This window comes from Nocardiopsis sp. NPDC049922 (assembly GCF_040660275.1).
Taxonomy (GTDB): Bacteria; Actinomycetota; Actinomycetes; order Streptosporangiales; family Streptosporangiaceae; genus Nocardiopsis.
Window position 1 is genome coordinate 118,241 of record NZ_JBFAME010000008.1, and the last position, 21,647, is coordinate 139,887.

The 21,647-nt window shown below is 73.6% G+C and carries 18 protein-coding genes and 1 tRNA gene; 9 read left to right on the top strand and 10 right to left on the bottom strand.

What is annotated here, in order from left to right; genetic code table 11:
* Positions 1-50: 50 nt before the first annotated feature.
* The 5 genes from AB0I72_RS16625 to AB0I72_RS16645 all read right to left on the bottom strand — a co-directional run bounded on the left by AB0I72_RS16625 (position 51) and on the right by AB0I72_RS16645 (position 5,060).
* The gene (locus AB0I72_RS16625; protein ID WP_358569238.1) at positions 51-1,196 is read right to left on the bottom strand and encodes an EAL domain-containing protein; all 1,146 of its coding nucleotides are present in this window, start codon (positions 1,194-1,196) and stop codon (positions 51-53) included.
* Between the two features lie 195 nt (positions 1,197-1,391).
* A complete protein-coding gene (fabF, locus tag AB0I72_RS16630) occupies positions 1,392-2,630 on the bottom strand; it encodes a beta-ketoacyl-ACP synthase II (RefSeq protein WP_358568766.1) in 1,239 nt (412 codons plus the stop codon).
* Positions 2,631-2,782: 152 nt separating this feature from the next.
* Positions 2,783-3,022, bottom strand: coding sequence for an acyl carrier protein (locus AB0I72_RS16635; RefSeq protein ID WP_017598397.1), 240 nt, complete (start codon positions 3,020-3,022; stop codon positions 2,783-2,785).
* A 94-nt stretch (positions 3,023-3,116) separates the two neighbouring features.
* Entirely contained in the window at positions 3,117-4,073 is a 957-nt protein-coding gene (locus tag AB0I72_RS16640; RefSeq protein WP_358568769.1) for a beta-ketoacyl-ACP synthase III, read from the bottom strand.
* A 3-nt stretch (positions 4,074-4,076) separates the two neighbouring features.
* Positions 4,077-5,060, bottom strand: coding sequence for an ACP S-malonyltransferase (locus AB0I72_RS16645; protein WP_358568772.1), 984 nt, complete (start codon positions 5,058-5,060; stop codon positions 4,077-4,079).
* A 255-nt stretch (positions 5,061-5,315) separates the two neighbouring features.
* Between AB0I72_RS16645 and AB0I72_RS16650 the strand changes: the two genes are divergently transcribed.
* Positions 5,316-6,548, top strand: coding sequence for a helix-turn-helix domain-containing protein (locus AB0I72_RS16650; protein WP_358568775.1), 1,233 nt, complete (start codon positions 5,316-5,318; stop codon positions 6,546-6,548).
* Between the two features lie 243 nt (positions 6,549-6,791).
* On the top strand, positions 6,792-7,742 hold the full coding sequence (locus AB0I72_RS16655; protein WP_358568778.1) for a hypothetical protein: 951 nt from the start codon (positions 6,792-6,794) through the stop codon (positions 7,740-7,742).
* A gap of 33 nt (positions 7,743-7,775) precedes the next feature.
* On the opposite strand, the gene AB0I72_RS16660 is transcribed toward AB0I72_RS16655, so the two are convergent.
* Complete coding sequence (locus tag AB0I72_RS16660; protein WP_358568781.1) at positions 7,776-9,476, bottom strand: alkaline phosphatase D family protein; 1,701 nt, start codon at positions 9,474-9,476, stop codon at positions 7,776-7,778.
* A gap of 127 nt (positions 9,477-9,603) precedes the next feature.
* On the opposite strand from AB0I72_RS16660, the gene AB0I72_RS16665 reads away from it, so the two are divergent.
* From AB0I72_RS16665 to AB0I72_RS16680, 4 genes are all read left to right on the top strand, one after another.
* Entirely contained in the window at positions 9,604-10,011 is a 408-nt protein-coding gene (locus tag AB0I72_RS16665) for a YjbQ family protein (RefSeq protein ID WP_358568784.1), read from the top strand.
* A 184-nt stretch (positions 10,012-10,195) separates the two neighbouring features.
* A complete protein-coding gene (locus AB0I72_RS16670; RefSeq protein WP_358568787.1) occupies positions 10,196-10,621 on the top strand; it encodes a DUF3052 domain-containing protein in 426 nt (141 codons plus the stop codon).
* An 87-nt stretch (positions 10,622-10,708) separates the two neighbouring features.
* Positions 10,709-11,209, top strand: a complete 501-nt coding sequence (locus tag AB0I72_RS16675; protein WP_358568790.1) for a peroxiredoxin — start codon at positions 10,709-10,711, stop codon at positions 11,207-11,209.
* Between the two features lie 13 nt (positions 11,210-11,222).
* Positions 11,223-11,296 (top strand) — tRNA-Val (locus AB0I72_RS16680).
* 114 nt (positions 11,297-11,410) lie between these two features.
* On the opposite strand, the gene AB0I72_RS16685 is transcribed toward AB0I72_RS16680, so the two are convergent.
* Positions 11,411-13,489 (bottom strand): acyltransferase family protein, encoded by a 2,079-nt coding sequence (locus tag AB0I72_RS16685; protein ID WP_358568793.1) that lies wholly within the window; start codon positions 13,487-13,489, stop codon positions 11,411-11,413.
* 163 nt (positions 13,490-13,652) lie between these two features.
* On the opposite strand from AB0I72_RS16685, the gene AB0I72_RS16690 reads away from it, so the two are divergent.
* Together AB0I72_RS16690 and AB0I72_RS16695 are read left to right on the top strand one after the other, a co-directional pair.
* The gene (locus AB0I72_RS16690) at positions 13,653-15,632 is read left to right on the top strand and encodes a hypothetical protein (protein WP_358568796.1); all 1,980 of its coding nucleotides are present in this window, start codon (positions 13,653-13,655) and stop codon (positions 15,630-15,632) included.
* Between the two features lie 123 nt (positions 15,633-15,755).
* The gene (locus AB0I72_RS16695; protein ID WP_358568799.1) at positions 15,756-16,118 is read left to right on the top strand and encodes a hypothetical protein; all 363 of its coding nucleotides are present in this window, start codon (positions 15,756-15,758) and stop codon (positions 16,116-16,118) included.
* 60 nt (positions 16,119-16,178) lie between these two features.
* Here AB0I72_RS16695 and AB0I72_RS16700 read toward each other — a convergent pair whose 3' ends face one another.
* Complete coding sequence (locus AB0I72_RS16700) at positions 16,179-18,305, bottom strand: SpoIIE family protein phosphatase (RefSeq protein WP_358568802.1); 2,127 nt, start codon at positions 18,303-18,305, stop codon at positions 16,179-16,181.
* Between the two features lie 178 nt (positions 18,306-18,483).
* On the opposite strand from AB0I72_RS16700, the gene AB0I72_RS16705 reads away from it, so the two are divergent.
* Positions 18,484-19,335 (top strand): universal stress protein, encoded by an 852-nt coding sequence (locus AB0I72_RS16705; RefSeq protein WP_358568805.1) that lies wholly within the window; start codon positions 18,484-18,486, stop codon positions 19,333-19,335.
* A gap of 15 nt (positions 19,336-19,350) precedes the next feature.
* Here AB0I72_RS16705 and AB0I72_RS16710 read toward each other — a convergent pair whose 3' ends face one another.
* Together AB0I72_RS16710 and AB0I72_RS16715 are read right to left on the bottom strand one after the other, a co-directional pair.
* Positions 19,351-20,382 carry a zinc-binding alcohol dehydrogenase family protein gene (locus AB0I72_RS16710; RefSeq protein WP_358568808.1) on the bottom strand — a complete coding sequence of 344 codons (1,032 nt, stop codon included), beginning with the start codon at positions 20,380-20,382 and terminating at the stop codon, positions 19,351-19,353.
* A 429-nt stretch (positions 20,383-20,811) separates the two neighbouring features.
* Positions 20,812-21,612 (bottom strand): cyclase family protein, encoded by an 801-nt coding sequence (locus tag AB0I72_RS16715; RefSeq protein ID WP_358568811.1) that lies wholly within the window; start codon positions 21,610-21,612, stop codon positions 20,812-20,814.
* Positions 21,613-21,647 lie beyond the last annotated feature (35 nt).

The following is a 21,647-nucleotide window of genomic DNA, read 5'->3' on the forward strand; positions in this document are numbered from 1 at the left end:
GCCGCGCGCCGCACGCCTCGGGTGCGCGCCCGGGACGGCGCGGACCCGGATCAGCTGCGTGAGAGCGACTGGATCAGGTCGGACACGTGGACCACGCCCACGACCTGGCCGTAGGAGTTGACGGCGATCAGGTCCTCGTAGACGCGCGCGTTGTCCTGCCCGGCCACACGCAGCGCGGCGATCGCCGACATCCACGCGGGCACGGTCCTCGGCGACTCCGCCAGCCGCATCGAGGGCCGCTTGGCGTGCAGCGCGTGCCCGTACCGGCCGGTCACCGACAGCAGGAACCGCGTCCGGTCGATGACGCCCAGCGGGCGGTCCCGGTGGTCGATGAGGATGACGCTGTTGAGCGCCGGGTCGCCGGTGAACGCGTCGATGATCTCCTCGGCGGTGGAGTCGGAGTCGAAGCCCACCGGCGGGAGCATGAACTCGGTGATCTGCGGTCCGGCGTCGCCCGGGTCCTGGTCGGTCGGCACGGGTTCGGGCACGGGCGTCACGCGTTCGCCCGGCCGCCAGTCGCTGTCGGCGAAGAAGTCACCGGTCCCCACGCGCAGGCCGCAGCGGCGCAGTCGGACGACGTCCTCGGCGCTGGACACGCCCGCCGCCATCGCGTAGACCCCGCTGCCCCGGCCGATCCGGGCCAGCCCCTCGACGATGGTGGTCCGCCGTTGGTCGGAGGAGACCCCCGACACGATCGTGGGGTCCAGGCGGACGAGGAACGGCGTGGTCTCCAGGATCAGGTCGGGCCGGACGAGGGCGCTGCCGAAACCGCACCGGAAGCCGACGGCGCGCAGCCGCGCCACACCGGCGGCGACGGTCTGACGGGGCAGGTCGGCCAGGTCCGCGGTGAGCATGAACGTGATGTCGCGCGGGCGTCGGCCCGCCTGGCGCAGTCGACTCTCGACCAGCGAGACGAACTCGTCGCCCGCGGTCAGCGTCCGCGCGGGCAGCGGAAGGACGAGCGGCAGCAGGCTCTCGGTGCCCGCCGCCTCCTTGACCAGCGTCAGCAGCCACTCGGCGACCACGACCTGTTCCCGGGTGGTCACCTCGGCGACGCCGTCCCGGTTGGCCGGCGGCAGGGACGTGACGACCTCGACGGCCACGACCGCTCCGGAGTCGAGGTCCACGACGGGCCGGTAGGTCACGGAGCCGGAGGAGCGCCGGGGCGCCGGCGGGATCGTGTCGGTATGCGGGATTTCGGCCAGATGCTGGGGCGAGTGGACAGTCACGTTCCCATGGTGACGGGCCCCGATTCCGAGAAGAAGGCCTGTGGGCCGCTGTTCAGCAGACCTTCACCTGGACGCAGTCCCAGCCGGTGCGCGCACGGTCACCCGGGCCGGACACGGCGAACGGGCGCCACGGCGGTGCCGTGACGCCCGGGAGAGGCCGGGTCAGGCGCGGCGGAACGCCAGGGCGACGTTGTGCCCGCCGAAGCCGAAGGACTCGTTGATGGCCGCCACGTCGCCGGGGGGCATGTCCCGGGGCTTGTCGCGGACGATGTCCACGACGACCTCCGGGTCGAGCTCCTCGATGTTGATCGTCGGCGGGATGCGGCCGTCGTGCAGGGCCAGGACCGTGGCGATCGACTCCACGGCGCCCGCGCCGCCCAGCAGGTGGCCGGTCATCGACTTGGTCGAGGTCACCGCGACGCGGTCGGTGGCGCTGTCGCCCAGAGCGGTGCGGATCGCGCGGGTCTCGCCGACGTCGCCGGCGGGCGTCGACGTGGCGTGCGCGTTGACGTGCACGATGTCGCTCGGCGCGAGGCCGCCGTCGGCCAGGGCCAGGTCGATCGCCCGGGCCTGGCCCGCGCCCTCGGGGTCGGGCTGGACGATGTCGTAGGAGTCGGCGGTGTAGCCCACACCGGCGGCGTGCGCGTACACGCGGGCGCCGCGCCCGGCGGCGTGCTCCGCGGACTCCAGGACGATGATCCCGGCGCCCTCGCCCATGACGAACCCGTCACGGTCCTTGTCCCACGGGCGGGAGGCGCCCTGCGGGTCGTCGTTGCGGGTCGACAGGGCGCGCATGGACGCGAACGAGGCGATGTTGAGCGGGTGGATCGCCGCCTCGGTGCCTCCGGCGATGACGATGTCGGCGCGGCCGTCGCGGATCATGTCGATCGCGTTGGCGATGGCCTCGGCGCTGGACGCGCAGGCGCTGACCGGGGCGTGCGCGCCGGCACGGGCGCCGTACTCCAGGGAGACCGCGGCGGCGGGGCTGTTGGGCATGAGCATGGGCACGGTGAACGGGGAGACCCGCTTCCAGCCCTTCTCACGGAAGGTGTCGTACTGCTCGAGGATGGTGAGGATGCCACCGATACCGCTGGAGACGACGACACCGAGGCGGAGGGGGTCGACCTCGGGGCTGCCCGCGTCGGCCCAGGCCTCCTCGGCGGCGATCAGGGCGAACTGCTGGGTGCGGTCGAGCCTGCGGAGCCTCGGTCGGGGAAGCTTCTCGGCGGGCTCCTGCGCGATGCGCCCGGCGAAGTGCACCGGGAGCGTCTCGTGCCAGTCGGGGTCGAGCATGGTGACACCGGACCGGCCGTCGAGGAGCGCGGACCATGTGGTCGCGACGTCACCCCCGAGGGGGGTGGTGGCGCCGAGGCCGGTGACGACGACATCGGTCTTGGACATGATCCGATCGCCCTTCTCGTGGATCGTACCCGGACGCGGGGAACCGGGAGGCGTTGGCGGATGTCTGGACGGGGCCGGGCGGCGCGCGGCCGCCGCGGTTCGCGGAGGGGGTCGCCGGGGCCGGTGCTCCCGGCCCCGGCGACCCGGGGACGCTACTTCTGGATGAAGGTGATGACGTCCTGGACCGTCTTCAGGTCCTTGAGCTGGTCGTCGGGGATCTCGACGCCGAACTTGTCCTGGGCGGCGACGGCGATCTCCACCATGGACAGCGAGTCGATGTCCAGGTCGTCGACGAAGCTCTTCTCCGGAGTGACCTCGGAGGGCTCGGTGCCGACGATCTCCTCGATGATCTCGCCGAGGCCGGTCAGGATCTCCTGCTCGCTGTGGGCCATGTCGTGTGTCTCCTTGCTTGACGTTCTGTTCCGGGGACGTCCCGCGCTGTGCGGGGCCGGCTCGTGCGGAGTGACCGCGGACCGGGGTGCGGGATCAGGGGATGCGGATCACCTGAGCGGCGTAGACCAGTCCCGCCCCGAAGCCCAGGGTGAGCACGATGCTCCCCGAGGGCAGTTCTCCGCGTCCGACCATGCGCGAGAGCGCGAGGGGAATGGACGCGGAGGAGGTGTTGCCAGCGGTGACGATATCGCGGGCCACGAGTGCCTGGGGCGCACCCAGCTTCCGGGCGATCGACTCCACGATGCGCAGATTGGCCTGGTGCGGCACGAACGCGGTCAGCTCACCGGGCTCCACCCCGGCCCTCTCGAGGGCCTCCAGCGCGACCTTGTACAGCTCCGTGGTGGTCCAGCGGAAGACCGCCTGACCCTCCTGGTAGAGGTACTTGTGGTCGCGCAGGTAGATCTTGTCGGCGCGGTCGCCGTCCGAGCCCCAGACGACGGGGCCGATGCCGTGCTCCTCGGCCGCGGAGACCACGACGGCGCCCGCGCCGTCGGCGAAGATCACGCAGGTGGACCGGTCGTCCCAGTCCACCCAGTCGCTGAGCTTCTCGGAGCCGACCACCAGCACGTTGCGGGCGCTCCCGGCGCGCACCGCGTCCGAGGCGACGCCGAGCGCGTAGCAGAAGCCCGCGCAGGCGGCGTTGACGTCGAAGGCGCCGGGGGCGGTGATGCCCAGGTGCGCGGCGACCGTCGCGGCGGTGTTGGGGATCTGGTCGGTGACGGTGCACGTGGCGACGATCACCAGGTCGATGTCGTCGGGGGACAGCCCGCTGGCCGCCAGCGCCTTGCCGCCCGCGGCCACGCCCATGCTCGCCACGGTGTCCTCGGGACCGGCGACGCGGCGCTCCTCGATGCCGACGCGGCTGCGGATCCACTCGTCGGTGGTCTCGACCCGGGCCTCCAGGTCGGCGTTGGTCACGACCCGCGGGGGCTGGTACTCACCGAAGGCGACGATGGTCGCGCCCGCGGGAGCGCTCGGGGTGTTGAACATGTCTCAGCCTTCCTGGTCGGCGCCCGCCGGGGCGCTGACCCCGGCGTGCTCCTTGATGAGGGCGGTGGCGCGGTCGATGTCGTCCGGCGTCTTCACCGCGAGCAGTTCGATCCCGCGCAGCGCCCGCTTGGCCAGGCCGGTGAGGGTGCCGGCCGGGGTCAGCTCGATCAGGGCGGTCACGCCCAGGTCGGCGAGGGTCTGGGTGCAGGAGTCCCAGCGGACCGGCGAGGAGATCTGGGAGACGAGGCGGTCGAGGTACTCCGAGCCGCGCTCGACGACGGCGCCGTCGGCGTTGGACAGCAGCCGGACCGTGGGGTCCTGGGGGGACAGGGGAGCGGCGGCCGCGCGGACGCGCTCCACGGCGGGGGCCATGTGCTCGGTGTGGAACGCGCCGGCGACGGAGAGGGGACGCAGTCGGGCGCGGGCGGGCGGGTTCTCCGCGAACGCGGCGAGCCGCTCGGTGGTCCCGGCGGCCACGATCTGCCCGGATCCGTTGTCGTTGGCGGGGGTCAGCCCGGCGTCCGCGACGGCCTGGAGCACCTCCTCGCGCACGCCCCCGAGGACGGCGGTCATGCCGGTCTCGGTGCGCGCGGCGGCGTCGGCCATGCCCCGGCCGCGCTCCGCGACCAGCGCGAGGGCGTCATGCGGGGACAGGACCCCGGCCACCGCCGCGGCGGTGAACTCGCCCACGCTGTGACCGGCGACGGCGTCCACGAGGGCGCGGTCGGCCGGCAGCGCCGGGGAGGGCGTGGTCAGTGTGCCCAGGATGGCGGAGGCGGCCGCCAGACCGGCGCTGACCAGCAGCGGCTGGGCGACGGCCGTGTCGCGGATCTCGTCCGCGTCGGCCTCGGTGCCGTAGCGGACCAGGTCGAGACCCGTGACCTCGGACCACGCGGCGAACTGTTCGGGGACACCGGACAGTTCGAGCCACGGGGAGAGGAAGCCGGGGACCTGGGCGCCTTGGCCTGGAGCAACGATTACAAGCACGTCATCAACCTTGCCCTGTGGGAGTTCACCAGTCAGAGGGGGAGGGACACGAAGTTCCCTCGGGGTCGTTTGTAGGCCCTCCACAAAACGGTAGTCGAGGGGCGGAGCCGCAGGTACGCGTTGAGTGTGAGAGATCACTCCGGGGCAGCCGGAGGGGCGCGCCAACTGGGACGCGGGACTCCGACGGCGCGCTCCGGAGCGCGGCTGACACGGGGCGGGCCGCCCCGGGCGGTCACGGGATGCGAACCTAGAGGTGTGAACACCCATGACCAGGATGCCCGAGACTCCTCCGGCGGGGGACAGGACCAGCCCGAGCAGGACCGCGTGCGCGCCGAGACCGTGCGGCGGTTGGAGCGCTCCATGGGCGCGCTCGGCACGGCCGCCGTCGCGCGCATGGACGAGCGGCTCGGCTGGTTCCGCCGGATGTCGGCCGAGGACCGGTCGTGGATCGGCCTGGTGGCGCAGTCGGGGGTGGCGGCCTTCGTCGACTGGTTCCGCAACCCCGTGCGCGGTCGGCCCGCGATCACCGTGGAGGTGTTCGGCACGGCTCCGCGCGAGCTGACCCGGTCGGTGTCCCTCCAGCAGACCGTCGACATGATCCGCGTGGTCATCGACGTGGTCGAGGCCCAGGTCGACGAACTCGCGGCGCCGGGCGGGGCCCAGCAGCTGCGCGAGGCGGTGCTGCGCTACACGCGGGAGGTGGCGTTCAGCTCGGCGAAGGTCTACGCGCGGGCGGCCGAGGCCCGGGGCGCGTGGGACGCCCGCCTGGAGGCGCTCATCGTCGACGCGCTGCTGCACGGCGACCGGGAGGAGGGCCTGGAGACCTGGGGGTCGGCCCTGGGCTGGTCGCACACCCCCGTCATCGCCGTGGCGGGGGAGACGGAGGGCGAGGGCGGCGCCAAGGTCCTGGACGACCTGCGCGCGGCCGCCCGGCGCCTCGGGCACGACGTGCTCGCGGGCCGCCAGGGGTCGCGGGTGGTCGTCGTGGTCGGCGTCGGCGACCGCTACCCGGAGGAGGAGCTGCCCCTCGTCGCGGCGGAGCCCCTGGCCGGGCTGTTCGGGCCGGGGCCGGTCGTGGTCGGCCCGGCCGTGCCCGACCTGCGCGCCGCGGGGTCCTCGGCGCGGGCGGCGGTCAGCGGCCTGCGCGCGGCGGTGGCCTGGCCCGACGCGCCGCGCCCGGTGCTCGCCGACGACCTGCTGCCCGAGCGCGCGCTGCACGGGGACGCCGACGCGCGGCGGCAGTTGGTCGAGGAGGTCCACGTCCCGCTGGCCAAGGCCGGGTCGCCGCTGCTGGACACGCTGTCGGTGTACCTGGAACACGCGTCGTCGCTGGAGGCCACGGCGCGGATGCTGTTCGTGCACCCCAACACCGTGCGGTACCGGCTCAGCCGCATCGCCGAACTGACCGGGCACACGCCCTCGGACGGCCGCGGGTCGTTCGTGCTCAGGATCGCCGTGGCCCTGGGGCGGCTGGAGGGCGCCGCGTAGGGGGTCCTCGCAGGCCGTGCCGCGTGTCGCGCATCCATCCGTAACCCGATCGTTGCCCGTCATACCTGCCTACTTATGGATCTTTCACTCCGGTCGGGTATGTCTGTAACTGCCCGTGTGCGCCCGGGGACCACACGAAAAGGGATAACTTTGTGGTGGGCGGGACGCCGGTGGGACCGCGAGGAGGGGCACACGCGAGGTTCCCGCGCCGCCCTGACACGACGTTCTTGGGGGGTCAAGGCTGTGGTCGAGCGACCGAGGAAGAGCTTCCGGCTGATCGAGACGGCGACCGAGGCCGTGCTCCAGCCCACACAGGAGGGCGAGCTGCGCAGGAGGGTCCTGTTCTGGATCCCCGCGCCGATCCCGGTCCTCGCCCTCGTCTACCTCGTGGTCGGGGGTGGTCTGTCCGCGCCGGGGTGGACGATCCTCCTGGCCTCCTCGGTGGGCGTGGGGACGCTGCTCCTGGCCCTGGTCGTCCAGCCGACGCCGCTTCCGGAGGGGCTGTCCCCGCCGGTCTCCGCGCGTCGGTCCCTGCACCGCTTCCGGCAGTTCACCAGCCTGCGGGTGTGCCTGGCCCTCGTCCCGGTGCTGCTCGGCGCCGCGGCGTCCCTCATCGGCGGCGGCCTGTACCCGCTCCTGGCCGCCCTGGCGCTGGCCTGGCCGCAGCTGCTGCTGGCACTGCCCACCTTCTTCACGATCACGCGGGCGCGCCGCGCCATGGAGGCGTGGGGCACCACCGCCTACCTCTGGCACGCCCTGTCCCGCCCGGCCGCGGTCACCTGGCCGGTCGCCACGCCGCTCGCGCGCGCCTGGCGGCGGTGGCGGGAGGAGCGGGACCGGCGCCGGGCCGAGGCGGAGTCGGCGGCCGAGCGGACCGCGGCGGAGGGTTCGGGGACCGGTGCGGCCCCGGGCGGCGCGGACTCCGCGGACGCCAGCCCGGCGGCCCCGACCGCGGGGGAGCGGGGAACCCGCGTGGACACGGAGGGCGAGGACGCCGCGGGCGCCCGAGGCGGGGTGCGCTCCGGGGCCGGGGTGTGGACCGAGCGGACGCGGGTGGCGGCCGACGGGACGCGGGTGATCGTGCACCGTGCGGCGCGGAGCATCATCGAACGGGGCGGCGCCCTGCGGACCGTCGCCGGTCGGGACCGCCACGGCACGCGGTCGACGCGGCGGCCGAGCTCGCCCAAGCCCTGATCGGACCGGGCTCCGCGTGACGGCGCCCCGACCTCACACGCTCGCGCGGCGGTGCACCCGGGGCGGGGCGTCCGGCCCCGCCCCGGGGCAGTGGTACCAGGCGGCCTCCGCCGAGGCGCCCTCGAAGACCACCTCGCCGATGGTGTTCCCGAAGTAGGGGGGACCCTCCAGCCGCCAGCGGAGCCAGGGCCGGGGCGCCCTGGCGAGCCACGCCAGGACCCTTCCCAGGGCCGCGAACGGCCCGCTGGCGGACAGGCGGGCCGCCCGGCGTAGGTGGATCGGCGTCTGGTTGCACAGCGGCGAGGAGACGAGCTGGGCCACGCGTGTGCGGTGCCCGCCCGACGGGGCCGTTCCCGGTTCCGTTCCGTCCGGTTCCGCGCCGCCCCGGCGGGTTCCGTCCGCCCCCTCGGTCCGGGCGAGGTAGGAGAAGTGGACGTCCCCGCTCAGGAACAGGACCGTGGCCGGCGCCCGGCCGCGTTCGCCGCCGGCCAGCGCGCGCACGCCCGCGCCCAGGCGCCGGAAGGAGTACTGGAAGGCGCCCCAGTGCTCCAGGTCCAGGGCCTGGCGGAGCCGCTCGGCCGGTCCCCGGGCCCAGCCGCCCCACGCGCCCGCGCACACCGCCTCGTTCCAGGCCTCCAGGTGGTGGACGGCCGGGGGGAGCAGGACGGGGACCGTGGAGGCGACCACGACGTGCTCGGGGCCGCCCGTGAGCTGTGCGTCGAGCCAGTCGTGCCCGTCCGGGCCGAGGATGGACCGCTCGGCCCCCTCGTCGAGGGCACGACCGCACCGGGTGTCGGTGACCAGGACGCGGACCGGTCCCACGTCGAGGCGGTGGCTCCAGCGGTAGGAGGAGGGTTCGGCGTGGGCGCGCCAGGCGAAGCCGTCCACGACCTCGGCCGCGTCGGAGCCGTGGTCGCGCACCCGGGCCCAGACGGGGTCGTCGGCGCGGGCGTCGGGGGAGAGGTTCCCCAGATGCTGGTAGACCCAGTACGACCCCAGGCCGCTGGTGATCCGCGACCGCCACCAGGGGAGGGCGTCCATGGCGCGGCGCCAGGCGGCGGAGGTGTTCCAGTCGTCGCGGACGTCGTGGTCGTCGAAGACCATGAGGCTGGGGACGGTCGACAGCAGCCAGCGCACCTGGGGGTCGCTCCAGGCCTGCCGGTAGAGCTCGGCGTACTCGTCGTACCGGACCACCTCGTCGTCGGGGGCGCCGTCCGCGGGGTCGGCGGCGCGCGACCGGCGCAGGACCGCGCGCATGGACTCCTGGACCTCGTCGGCGTAGACCTGGTCGCCGATGAGCAGCAGCAGGAGGTTGCCGTCGACGGGTTCGAGGGCCAGCCGTCGGGCGGTGGCGCGGAGCATGTCGGGTCCGTAGCGGACGAGGCCCTCCGGGCTGTCGCCCGTGGGGGTGCGGCACGAGCCGTACAGCAGGCGGGTGGGGGCGTCCGGGGCGAGGGTGCGCAGGACGCTGGGCGGGAAGGGGCTGTCCGGTTCGGGCCACACGGGCGCGTCGTCGAGGAGGACCTCGTAGGGGAGGCGCGCGCCGGACGGGAGGCCGGCGACGTCGCACACCGCGTAGTGGTGTCCGTGCACGGTGAAGGTCCGTGCCGAGGCGGCCTCGCGACCGTCGACGCGGACGCGCACGAGGCACGGCGCGTCCGTCTCCACCCACACCGTCGCGGTGGTCGGTCCGGCGTGCCGCACCAGGGGCCCCAGACGTAACGAGACAGTCACCGTTCCCCCTCGTTTGTCCCAGGTTCTCACACGTTGTGGACGAGTATGGCGTTTCGTGGGCCCATCGTCATCCACAGTCGGGCGGAAGATGGTTGCACGAGCGCCGCGGCTGCGCGAAGGTGGCGCTATGCGGACACAGATCCTTGAGCTGCACACAGGAGGTTCGGAGAGCATCACGGACATCACCCGCGAGTGTGCCGACTTCGTCGCGGGCGGCGGCGACGGACTCCTCAACGTGTTCGTCCCGCACGCGACCGCCGGCGTGGCCATCATCGAACTCGGCGCCGGGTCCGACGACGACCTGCTCGCCTCACTCGACGACCTGCTCCCCGCCGACGACCGCTGGCGGCACAAGCACGGCTCCCGCGGGCACGGACGATCACACGTCATGCCCGCCTACGTCGCCCCGCAGACCACCGTCCCCGTGCTGTCGGGACGGCTCGAACTGGGGACGTGGCAGTCCGTCGCCGTGGTCGACCTCAACATCGACAACCCGGACCGGCAGGTGCGCCTGTCGTTCCTGACGACGGCGTGAGACGGGAACCGCTGGGGCCCCGGGTCGAACGGCGCGTTGACGGGAGATGCCACTAGCGTGTGAACTAGGCGATCAGCGATGGTCACGGAACCACGCGACGGGCGGTGAATGTGGCCCGGCATCGTTGTGACAACTGCTTCGTGCAGGCAAGATTGAGAAAAACCATCTGTGGAGGAGAACTTTCGTGAGCGCGACCGCGGGCCAGGCACAGAGCGAACGCGGCTTGGCTGACCGACTCGGATTCAAGCCGGGTCAGGTGGTGCAGGAATTCGGCTTCGACGACGACGTCGACGAGGGACTGCGCGCTTCCATCGCCGAAGTCACGGGCGAGGAACTGGTCGACGAGGACTTCGACGGCGATGTCGACGCGGCACTGCTGTGGTGGCGGTCCGACGAGGAGGGGGATCTCACCGACGCCCTGATGGACACGGTGCCCCTGATCGCCGACGGCGGCATCATCCTGGTGCTGACGCCCAAGGCGGGGCGCGAACTGCACGTGGCCCCGGGCGACGTCTCCGAGGCGGCCACCACGTCCGGGCTGTCGCAGACCAGTGCGATCAGCGTCGGCGCGGACTGGTCGTGCACCCGTATGGTCGTTCCCAAGCGGTGACGGACACCACCCCGACGAGGTGGGGGCATCCGGTGCCGCGCGTCCCGAGGGAGGGCGCGCGGCGCTGAGGAGCGCCCGCCGACGAACATGACCGACACCATCACCGTCGGCGCCGACGCGCCCGACTTCACGCTGCACGACCAGTACGGGCGGGACACGACCCTGACCGGCCTGCGGGGCCGCCCCGTGCTGCTGGTCTTCTACCCCCTGGCCTTCTCCGGCGTCTGCTCGGGCGAGCTGGCCGACCTGAGCGCGCGCCACGCGGAGTTCGAGGCACTGGGGGCCACGGTCCTCGCCGTGTCCGTGGACTCGGTGTTCGCCCTGCGTACCTGGTCGGACCGGGAGTCCTTCCCGTTCGCCCTGCTGTCGGACTTCTGGCCGCACGGGGCGGTCGCCGACGCCTACGGGGTCTTCGACCCCACCCGCGGCACCGCGCGGCGCGGCACCTTCCTCGTCGACGCCGACGGGACCGTCCGCTGGACCGTGACCACGCCCGTCTCCGAGCCCCGTGAGGTGGAGGACTACCTGCGGGAGCTGCGTTCCCTGCCCGGAAACGGCAGGCGCGACGGCCGTGGCGAGAGGGTATGATCGCTCGCGACGCGGGCGCGTAGCTCAGTTGGTCAGAGCAATTGCCTTACAAGCAATAGGTCAGGGGTTCGAGTCCCTTCGCGCCCACGGACTCAGGACGACCCTGCTCGGGGGCCTTCGGCCGCCTCGCCGGGTCGTCTCGTCGTCTCTTCTGGGGCCCGGCGGGTGGACGGTCGAGCGGGGACCTGCCTTCCGCGGACCTCACCAGCCCTCGGCCCGCGCCCACCGCCGTTCCAGCTCCGGCGCCAGGGTGCGCATGAACGTCGCGCCGATGTGGCTACTGTCCCAGTACACGAGGACGTTGCCGATCACGGGACGGCACGCGTCGCGGTCGCAGAACCGGTCGGTCAGGTCCACCACCGTCACGTTCGGGGGCGGCTCGACCTCCTCCAGCGGCGAGACCGGCGCCATCGACTCCTCCGGCGCCGAGGTGCACTCGTCCGGGTCGGCCTCGGCCAGGCAGCCGGGCACGTCGAAACGGAACCTCGGGGTGTCGCGCACGGCCACCACGTCGATCCCCATGTCCCCGAGCTCGCGCCACCGGTCCACGTAGCCGTCCACGACCTGTTCCTCGCCGTAGCCGATCGAGGTGTCCAGGCTGGTCGTGGTGCCCGTCGTGAAGACCGTGTCGGGCCGCAGCCGGTCGAGTTCGGCCATCACCCCGCGGTTCCACTCCGCGCACGAGGTGTACGGCTCGCCCCGGTAGGACTGGGGGGCGTCGGTGAACAGGCAGGCGCCCTTGACGATGTTGACCAGCCGCCAGTCGCGGTCCAGGGCGATGCTCTCCAGGGCCGGGAACCAGTGCGCCGCGTGCGAGCCGCCCACCAGCGCCACCGTACGCACCGGGTCGTCGACCCCGTAGACGCACGTGATCACCTCGGGGGCGGCGGTCGTCTGGTTGCACCCGTCGTCGTAGGTCGCGGGCGCGTCCTCGGCCGCCCAGACCAGTGGCGGGTAGACCGGCCGGTCCGGCACCTGCGCGCCGTCGGCCGCGGCCGCTCCCGGGTAGCTGCGGCCGTCGGCGAGCAGTCTCTCCCACCGGTCGCGTTCGGCGGACTGGAACCCGGCCCAGGCCCCGGCCGTGAGCAGAACGGGCAGCAGACAGGCCAGGGCCACCGCCACCCCGCGCCGCACCGCCTTCCTCCCGCCGCCGCGCCCCAGCGCGGCCAGCCGGTCGGCCACCGGGGTGGTCGCCGCCGCCAGCAGTACCGACACCGCCAGGACGGCCGCCCCGCCCCACGGGGTCGCCAGGCCACGGCCGGTGAGGGACAGGTAGAACACCAGCAGCGGCCAGTGCCACAGGTACAGCGCGTAGGAGATCGAGCCCAGGTAGCGCAGCGGTCGCAGGGAGAGCAGTCGGTCGGCTCCGAACTCCGAACCGGAGGCGCCCGCCACGAGGACGGCCGCGGCGGCCATCGTGGGCCACAGCGCCGCGTACCCGGGGAAGACCGACGACACCGGCAGCAGCACCCCGCACAGCACCAGCGCCGCCAGGCCGGTCCAGCCCAGCGCCACACGCGGCGCCCGCGGCAGGTCCCTTCCCAACGGCAGCAGGGCCAGCAGCCCGCCGAGCGCGAACTCCCACAGCCGGGCGCCGGTGTCGAAGTAGGCCCACGGCTGGTCGATCCGGGTCATCAACACCGAGTAGGCCAACGAGAGCACGAGGACCGCGGACAGGGCGACGAGCAGCGGGGAGCGCGGGTCACGTCCACCGCGCCGGGCCGTCCACACGGCGACCGCGACCAGCGCGGGCCACACCAGGTAGAACTGCCCCTGCACCGACAGCGACCAGAAGTGCTGGAGCGGGTTGAGGTCATCCCGTGCCAGGTAGTCCACCGAGTTCAGCGCCAGACGCCAGTTCGTGTGGTGGAGGAGGGCCGCGACCGCGTCGCCCGGCGCCTCGCGCCACCGGGTCTCGGGCAGGAACAGCCACGTCGCGGCCAGCGTCGCCAGGACGACGACGGCGGCGGTCGGCACCAGACGCGCGGCCAGCCGGGCCAGGAAGGCGCCGTAGCGGATCCCCCGGCCGGTGGCCGCGCGCACCAGGGAGGCGGTGATGAGGAAGCCGGTCAGCATCAGGAAGACGTCGACGCCGCCGGAGACCCGCCCCAGCCAGACGTGGTAGGTGACCACCAGGAGCACGGCGACGGCCCTCAGCCCGTCGATCTCGGGTCGGTGCTCGCCTGAGCCGACAGCGGCGGGCCGCGCACGCCCGGTCCCGGTGGGGGCGGTGAGGAGGGACACGGGCGGGCGCTCGCTTTCACGTGGGGGAGCGGCCATGGTGCCCCTCCCGGATGACCGCGAGGGGTACTCCACCTGAACGGTGCGCACCGAGACTCGTTCATTACTCTTCGTGGCTATCTGATTACGCAAAGTGCTACGCTCGTCGCCGTCAGTCCCGGAGCGCTCCGACGTGGAGTCGCCGACGTGGATCGGAGTCCACATGCGCCGTCGCTGTGTCCTCGTGGCCGGGGCCGTCCTCGCCGCGCTCACCACCACCTCGGCAGCCAGTACGGAGGGGCCTGAGCCCGGTCCGGCCCGCCAGCTCGGCACGGTCACCCACGGGGGAGAGCCGCTGGCGGGGGCCCGCGTCAGGCTGTACCGCGCGGGGGACGGATGGGACGCCCCGGCGACCGTCCTCGGATCCGCGCGCAGTACCCCGGACGGGCGTTTCGAGATCCGCTACCGGCGCCCCTCGAACCCCGACGCGGTCCTCTACCTCGTGGCGGACGGGGATCCCCGCGGCCAGGGCTACCGCGACACGGACCGCGACCCCGTCAGCATGGCCGCCGTGCTCCCCGCGTCCCCACGCTCCCGTGCGGTGGTCAACGAGCGGACGACCGTGGCCACCGCCTTCTCCATGGCGCAGTTCATGGACGGGCCGGACATCGCCGGTCCCCACCCCGGACCCCAGAACGCCGCCCTCACCTCGCGCAACCTCGCCGACGCCAGGACCGGCGGGATCGCCCGGGTCCTGGCCGCGCCGCCCAACGGCGACCGCACCTCCACCCTGCGCACGTTCAACTCCCTGGCCAACCTCCTGGCCAGCTGCACCGGTCCCGACACCTGCCAGCGCCTCTTTCGCCTCACACGCTCCGAGGGCCAGCGCCCGCCCCGGAACACGTTGCAGGCGGCGCTCAACGTCGCCCGCGCCCCGGGCCACCGGGTCGACCCGCTGTTCAGGGTCTCCCGGACGGAGGACGTGTTCGCCCCCGCCCTCGGAGCCGCGCCGGACGCCTGGACGTTGGCCCTGAGCTACGTCGGCAACGGCCGCGAACTCGACGGGCCGGGCAACATGGCCTTCGACGCCGACGGCAACGCCTGGATCATCAACAACTACGAGTTCGGCGCCGACCCCCGTGAGACGGTGTGCGGCGGTGAGCAGCTGCTGAAGTTCACGCCGGACGGTCGGGACGCTCCGGGCGCGCCGTTCTCCGGGGGCGGTGTCTACGGCGCGGGCTACGGTGTCACCCTGGACCCGAAGGGCGACACGTGGGTCGGCAACTTCGGCTTCCAGGGCCTGGGGTGCGAACGGGACCAGGACCGGCTCTCCCGCAGCGTCTCGCAGTTCGACTCCCAGGGGCGACCGCTCTCTCCGCGCACGGGCTGGCGCTTCGGTGACATCAGCCGACCCCAGGGCACCGTCTCGGACCGGGACGGCACCATCTGGGTCGCCAACTGCGGCAACGACACCGTGACCCGGATCCCGGACGGGGTGCCGTCCGACGCGGAGAACATCGATCCGGGCTCCGACCTGCTGGCCGAGCCGTTCGCGATCGCCATCGACACCCGGGGCCGTGCCTGGGTGACCAGCAACCGGACCTCCAGTGTCCTGGTGCTCGCCCCGGACGGAACACCGGTCGGATCGGTCGACGGCGGCGGGATCGACGCGCCCATGGGTATCGCCTCGGACGGCCTGGGCAACGTCTGGGTGGCCAACTCCGACGTCGTGCAGCCGCCCTGCGGGGACGCCAGCATCGAGGACTTCCTCGAGTCGATCCTCAACCCTGGGACGGACCCCTCCGTCACCGTGATCGGCCCGGACGGCAGCACCCCGCGCGCCCCCTTCGAGAACGGCGGTCTGCACATCCCGTGGGGCATCGCGGTCGACGGAGACGACAACGTCTGGGTCGCCAACTTCGGCGGCCAGCGGGTGGCCCACCTGTGCGGCGCCGACACCTCGGCCTGCCCGCCCGGACACCGGACCGGCCAGCCCATCTCCCCGGCGGACACGGGCTACACCAGTGACGCGCTCGTACGGAACACGGGGATCCAGATCGACCCGTCCGGCAACGTCTGGTTGGCCAACAACTGGCAGACACGACCGCGCCTGACCAACCCGGGCGGCCGCGAGATGGTGGTGTTCGTGGGATTGGCGGCACCCGTGAAGGCACCCCTGATCGGTCCGCCCCAGCGTCCCTGAACCGGCCCGCGACGGGGGGCGCCCGCCCTCTCGCCAGACGGCTGCCGCGAACCCGGCTGCTACGCTGACCTCTGCTCATGGACCGGGAGACCCCCGGAACCGGATCCGAAGGGCGGAATCAGCATGCGTCTTCGCACCCCCGCTGTCTGCGGTGCGGCCCTCGTCGTGGCACTCGCCTCGGTCTCCTGCTCGGGAGCCAACACCACTCTGTGCCGCAACGGCGACTGCACCGTCGGGGTCGGTGGCACGCGCCACTCGGGAGATCTCTGGGAGACCAGGGACATCGAGTACGAGTTCGACATCGAGGTCGCCGACGACCAGAGCGCCGAGGTCACCGTGACCGAGGAGGAGGACCGCAGGAACCGGGAGACCGACGAGGAGGTCACGCTCCGCCCCGGCGAGTCGGCCGAGCTGTTCGACTACACGGTCGAGTACGTCTCCCACGACGCCACCGACGGCGCCACGTTCGAGTTCACGCGAGGCTGACGGCGGTCACCCGCCGCCGGGAGGCGACTGCCCCTGGCCGCCGCCGGCTGACCGGCCCGCTCAGTCCTCCGCGCGCAGGAGCAGCAGCGCCGTGTCGTCCCTGCGGTGCGGGACCTCGCTGACCTTCGAGGTCAGCTCGTCGGCGGCCCGCTCCACCGGCAGGTGGTGCAGCGCCGCCAGCCGGTCGGCCATCCCGGCCTTGGCCTCGTCCAGGTCGATCCCGGGCGCCTCGATCAGCCCGTCGGTGTACATCGCCAGCGTCGCGCCCGGGAGCAGCTCGAACTCGGTCTCCGGGTACTCCGCCTCCGGATCGATCCCGAGCAGCATTCCCTCCGGCGCCGACAGGATGTGACCGCCGTCGAGCCCGCCCATCAGCGGCTCCGGGTGGCCCGCCCGCGCCATGCGCACCAGCCTGGACACCGTGTCCAACCGCAGCAGGAGGCAGCTGGCGAACAGCTCGGACTCCATCATGCACAGCAGCCGGTTGGTCTGGGTCAACACCTCGCCCGGCCTGCCGTCCCTGGCCGTCGCGTACGCCAGGACCGCCGTGCGCAGCTGTCCCATCAGAGCGGCGGCGGACACGTTGTGCCCCTGGACGTCCCCGATCACCGCCGCGCCCCGGCCCGGCCCGAGCGGGATCAGGTCGTAGAAGTCGCCGCCGATGTCCATGCCCTCGGTCCCCGGCAGGTAGCGGGCCGCGCTCGAGATTCCCTGGATCCGCGGCAGCCAGCGCGGGAGCATCCCCGCCTGGAGACCGCGCGCCAGGTTGAGCTTGAGGTCGTACAGCCGTGCCCGCTCCAACGCCTGGGCGATGAGGCCGCCCAGCGAGTTGAGCACCGCCCGCTCCTGCACCGTGAAGTTGTGCGGCCGGGTGAAGCCGAGCATGCACGCGCCGACCGGGCGCCCCGAGGCCACCAGGGGCAGGAACGCCCATCCCTCCATGTCCTTCTGGACGTACACCTCCGGCGACGGGTAGACCGTCTGCAACTCCTTGAGGGACCGGAAGAACCCCGGCACACCCGTCATCGACGCCCGAGCGGCGGGCGCCTTGGCGTCGGCCGACTCCCCGTCGATGCTGGCGACGAAGGCCGGGTCGAACCCGCGCTGGCCGATCAGGCGCAGCTGCCTGCGCTCGGCGTCGTGGGTGAACAGGGCCAGCGCGCTCGCACCCACCGCCGGGACGATCTCGCCCGCGACCAGGTCGATGACGTCGTTCACGCTCGCCGCCTCGGTGAGCGCCGAGGCCAGGTGGAGGATGTGGTAGAGGACGCCGGCCCGGGTCGGCGCCTGGCGGGTGTGCGGCTCCTCGCCCTCCCAGTCGACCTCGGTCTCGGAGATCAGCACGCTGACGCCCGTCTCCCCGGGATGGAGGCGGAACGACAGCCACTGGTCGGGCGGGCACAGCGCCACGAACTCCGTCGGACGGTGGCTGAGCACCGCCGCCCGGTACCGGTCCTCGTACACCGGGTTGTCGAGCCACGGCAGCGCCGTCCAGGGACGGTGCCCGACGATCCGCTCGCGCGGCTGGCCCAGAAGCTCGGTGGCGGCGTCGGTGACCATGGTGACGCGCCCGTTGACGTCCAGGGAGCACAGGCCCTCGGGCAGCCGGTCGACCAGTTCGCTGAGGACCTCGCGCGGGTCCGAGGCCGGGGGCGGCGGACGCAGCATGTAGGGGGCGGGCGTGGGTCTGATCGGCCGCCCCATCGCGCGGGCGTGCTCCAGGGTGTCGACCATCGCCCGCGCGGCCCCCGCCAGTTCCTCGCGCTCCTCGCTCGACAGCCCGGGGCGGTCGGAGCGGCCGATGACGAAGAACCCGCCGAGGACCTCGCGGTTCAGCATCAGCGGGTGGGCGATGGTCGCGAAGTCGTAGGGGACGGTGATCGCCGCCCGGGGGAACCGGTGGGCCAGCTCCTCACCGCTCGGCAGCCACACCAGGTGCCGCTCCCGGGCGGCCTCGGCCACCGGCAGTCCGGCGGTCAGGGCGACCCGGAACCAGGAGCGCACGAGATCTCGCGCGACGCCCGCCAGCACGGACATCACGAGAGTGTCGTCACCGGGTTCGAGCAGGTAGACGGCACCGGCGTGGGCGCCCACCGCCCGGATCACCCGGCGCAGCTCCTCGCCCAGGTCACCGAGTCCCGGTGCGTGCTCGGCGGTGCTCTCGCTTCCCGCGGTCGCATCGGACATGGTCCCTCCCCATGTCACCTCGAGTGGCACGGCCCCACGTTCGACGATACGCGTTCGAGGTCACGGCGTCGGTAAAGCCGCGGCCAGGTGTGCCGGACCCATCCGGCGGGCGCCGTGTCGCGGTCGCGGGCACGTGACCCCCGGGTGGACGATGGAGGGTGAGGACGGAGGGACTCTCGTGCGATCGATTCTGGTAGGGGTGGACGGCTCCGACGCGGGTCTGCGCGCCGCTGAGTGCGCAGCCCGGGAGGCGGTGTGCCGGGGGATCGGCCTGACGCTGATGGCCGTGTTCGACGGCGACCTGACCGTGTCGGTGTCGCGCTGGCCCTCGGACCTGTGGGAGCGGGAGGCCGTCGCGGCGGCGGAGGGGGCGGAGGCACACGTGCGCGAGTGCTGGCCGGATCTGGACCTCGACGTCCGCGTGGTCGACGGCTCTCCCGCGGCGGAGCTGCTCAGGCACGCGGAGGACTTCGACGTCATCGTCGTGGGCAGGCGCGGCCGGGGCGGCTTCCCCGGGATGCGGATCGGCTCCGTCGCCTACCAGGTCGCCGCGCACGCCCCCGGCTACGCGCTGGTCGTGGGCGAGGAGGGGATGGACGCGGACAAGAGCGAGGTCGTGGTCGGCGTGGACGGTTCGCGGCACGCGGACCGGGCGCTGTCGGCGGCGCTGCGGATGGCGGACCTGCACGGGGACCGGGTGCGCGCGGTGTGGGCGTGGTCCGCGCCCGTGTTCGCCGACAGCGGGGTCGGTCCGTGGAGCCGCGTCGAGGAGGAGATGGTGGCGGAACAGGGCGCGGCGCTCCACACGGTGCTGGCCCGGCGCCTTCCCGACTTCCCGGACGTGGAGGTGGTCCGACAGGTGGTGCGGTCCCAGCCCATGACCGCGCTGTTGGACGCGGCGGGCGAGGCGCGCATGATCGTGGTCGGGGCCCGGGGCACCCGCGGGTTCGCCCGGCTGGCCCTGGGCGGCGTCGCGCACGCGCTGCTGCACCACGCGCCGTGTCCGGTTCTGGTCGTCCACCGCGTCTGAGGCCGCGCCCGGCCGTCAGTCGTCCGCCATGACCAGGACGGCGGCGCCGGTGACGCGGTCGGCGGCCAGGTCGGCCAGGGCCCGGTCGGCGTCCTCGAACCGGTAGGGCGTGGTCTCGACGGTCAGCGGGTGCTCGGCGGCGAAGGCGAGGAACGCGCGCGCGTCGGCGCGCGTGTTGGCGGTCACGCTGCGGACGGTGCGCTCCTGGAAGAGGTGCTCCCGGTAGTTGAGCGGCGGCACGTCGCTCAGGTGGATGCCCGCGATCGACAGCGTCCCGCCGCGGTCCAGCGCCGCCAGCGCGGTGGGGACCAGGTCGCCGACGGGGGCGAACAGGATCGCGGAGTCCAACGGCTCGGGCGGGGCGTCGCGGGCCCCCGCGGCCGAGTGGCACCCCAGGCGCAGCGCGAGTTCCCGCGCCCGCTCCGACCGGGTCATGACGTGGACGCGCGCGCCCCCGGTGAGCGCGACCTGCGCGGTGAGGTGTGCGGAGGCGCCGAACCCGTAGATCCCGAGCACCCCCCGGGCGGGCAGGTCCGCGCGGGCGAGCGCGCGGTGGCCGATGATGCCCGCGCACAGGAGCGGCGCGGCGGTCGCGTCGTCCAGCCCCTCCGGCAGCGGGTGCGCGTAGCGTTCGTCGGCGGTCAGGTACCGGGCGTAGCCGCCGTCGGTGTCCCACCCCGTGTAGGTGGAGTCGGGGCACAGGTTCTCGGCGCCGCGTCGGCAGTGGCGGCACGCCCCGCAGGTACCGGCCAGCCAGGCCACCCCCACGCGTGTCCCCGGAGCCAGCCGACCGGCCTCCTCCCCGGAGGCGACCACGTCGCCGACGACCTCGTGTCCGGGCACCGTGCCCGGCCCGCGCGGCGGCAGGTCCCCCTCGGCCAGGTGCAGGTCGGTACGGCAGACGGCGCACGTGCGCACGCGCACCACGATCTGGTGCCCGGTGGGCGGTCGGACCGTCCGCCGCACGCGGCGCAGCGGACGGGTGGCGACCGGCCCCGGGCGCTGGACCGCCCAGGCGTCGAACTCGACGGCGGCGAAGGTCTCCATGCTCCGACCCCAACACGGATGGCGTCCCGGGTCAACGGACGCGTTCCCGGCGCCGGTCGGGCGGTCGTTCCGGCGGCGCGGACGGGTGCTCGGGGTGTAGCGTGGATGGAGGGGGAAGGACACCGGGATCGCGGTCGACCGGTGAAGGGAAGACACCACAGGACCACGAGCCGACCGCGGGCCACGTCTCCTCCTGACGGCGCCCTCCGGCCCACCCGCGCTCCGGGTCGTGCCCGGTCCGGATGCTCCGGGTATCCGGATGCCCCACGCATCCCGGCGTACGATGGGTGGACGTGCTGTCGAGGGGGGACGATGGCCCGGCGCACCCGGGGCACCGTCACCGTCTGCTCGAACGTCCCGCGGTGCCCCGGACGGACCGCCGGGGTGGCCGAGCCGCTGCCCGACGCTCCCGACGCCGCTCCGCCTGAGTCACCACATCGCCAGCACCCGGCACGGGCCACCGGAGGCCTCCTCACCCGGGAGCACGCCGACCACGAGGGTCGCGCCGCTCGGCGGCAGCTGGTCCAGTCCCCGCAGGCACTCCAGCCCCCACCGGTCCGCCCGTCCGACCACCTCGTGCGCGGGGTACTCGGTCGTGGTCCCCGGGTCGGTGCTCAGGGTGTCCACGCCCACCCCGGACACACCGCGCCGCGACACGAGGTACTCGCAGGCCTCCGGCCCGAAGCCGGGGAAGTGCCAGGCGCCGTCCTCGCCCACGCCGCGCACGGCCCCGTCACCCTGGGGCCAGCGCGCGTCCCAGCCGGAGTTCATCAGCACCGCCGCCCCGGCCGGGATCGGCCCGTGGACCCGTTCGAAGGCCAGCACGTCGTCCACCGTGACCACGGTGTCGGGGTCCTCGGCCGCCCGTGCCCGGATGTCGATGACCGCGGCGGGGACGACCAGTTCGTGCGGCGCGATCTCAGGGACGGTCCTGCCGCCCCCGATCACGTGCGCCGGCGCGTCCAGGTGGGTGCCCGTGTGCTCGGTCAGCGTCCAGCGCTGCAACCAGAACCCGAACGCGCCGTCGGCCTGGACGGGCCCGGTCGGCTCCCGGCGCGGCTTCTCGTCGTCGAAGGTGGGCATCGACGGCGACACCACGTGGCTGAGGTCGACGATCCGCCGGTGGTCGGACGGCCAGGGGCGGGGAGCCGCCGGAGCGCTCGGGGGGTCGGTCGCGACCGCCTCCCCACTCCGGGATCGGACGGTCTCACCGGTTCCACGCAGACACATGGTCGCCCCCTTCACCCGCCGCGCCCTCCGCGACG